Source organism: Vibrio sp. Vb1337, from assembly GCF_033338715.1.
Lineage (GTDB): Bacteria > Pseudomonadota > Gammaproteobacteria > Enterobacterales > Vibrionaceae > Vibrio > Vibrio alginolyticus.
This window is the reverse complement of sequence record NZ_JAWOTD010000111.1, coordinates 1-1,366: the sequence shown is the minus strand read 5'-3', so window position 1 is coordinate 1,366 and position 1,366 is coordinate 1. Positions and strand designations below refer to the sequence as shown.

Below are 1,366 nucleotides of genomic sequence, written 5' to 3'. Positions count from 1 at the left end.
GGGTGGTTTCCACTTCAAGTTAGTGGAAGACAAATGGACCTGCTCAAAAACGGGTATGGAACTGTTTGAAATGGTGAAGCACGAGTGTGAAAAACACGCTGGCGAAGAGATTGATTGGGCGTAAATCCTCTCGATGAACACCAAAACAAAAAGAGCACCTCGGTGCTCTTTTTGTTTATGGATATGGTTACGCGTTTACCGCTTTAGTAGGACGATGCGGTGAGCACCCATCATTGCGATAAGGAATGATGTAAGCGTTACCCTCTTCAGGGTGAATGATCTGATAGTACTGCGGTAAATTGAAGTTAATAAACTTAGACGCCACACGGCTGTCGTCTTTAACCGAAGTGTAGAAGCTGTTGACCGAAGCGATCATCTCATCTTTTGAGCCACTGAACTGGTGATACACTTCCACTTGGTTCGACTCATCCAATACATAAATGTTGAAACCATCTTCGTTATCTTCAAAGAAGAATTGCACCAAACCTTCACTGGCAAAACCATCCACCGCTTCTGGTAATTGGTATTCTTGCTCACGGTCGAGCATTAACAGCGGCGAGCCTTTTAGCTTATTGGTAGAAATGCTGCGGTAGAAATCGATGGAGTTTTCTAACTTCTGCACCGACACACCACGGCGTTCAAAGAACAATCCGTAGGTTTGGTTACCAAGACGCATCGCTTTAAAGCGGCGGCGTTTTTCTTGCTCCACCGGCTTCAAACGCAAGTCGATGCATTCCGCAAGAAGCTGATACACCATATTACGCATCACTCCACGCATGTTTTTCGCGTAGCAGAACACGTCGACCGATTCTGGTGGCAACGCATCTTGGTGCATTTTGCCCAAAATGGTTTTTAGCGCATCCAACATCGCCGTTTCGCCTTTGAAATGCAGTGTACGCACTTCATGCCAGGAGTTGCGGTAAACCAAATCGACACTGCCGACTAAGTTCTTATGCTCAGGGCCAAAACTGAAGATATCGGTATTTTTCACATCCACTTTCAGTGAACGCCCCGACAGCTCCGACGTAGGGTCATTTTCGAAGTTGATGAACATCGCCAACTGGCTGATTTCACACGGGCTCGCTAACGCTTGCATCGTCGGACGACGTTTACGCAGTGCAAAGGTATTTCGTAAGTCACTCACCATTTGGTAGAACTTATCAATATCTAGCTGTGCTTCACGCACCACGGCATGCAAACGCGTGGATTCGGTGATGAGGCCATTAAAGAAAGCCCACGAGACCAGTTTGCTCAAGTACTCGTGATGCTCAAGACATGGCTGTCCAAGAATGCGATGTGCGATCAATGGTTGCTTGTAGAGATACCAACCCGACTTGTTCACCCCGCCTTCTTTAACTTCGATGAA

General features: G+C 46.9%; 2 protein-coding genes. One reads left to right on the top strand and one right to left on the bottom strand.

Annotated elements, in window-relative coordinates; translation table 11 throughout:
- Nucleotides 1-124 (top strand): frataxin domain-containing protein (locus R7E42_RS24295; RefSeq protein WP_318073132.1); only part of this gene is annotated, 124 nt, incomplete at its 5' end.
- A 63-nt stretch (nt 125-187) separates the two neighbouring features.
- Here R7E42_RS24295 and R7E42_RS24290 read toward each other — a convergent pair.
- The coding region (locus tag R7E42_RS24290; RefSeq protein ID WP_318073131.1) for a class I adenylate cyclase at nt 188-1,366 on the bottom strand (1,179 nt) is incomplete at its 5' end.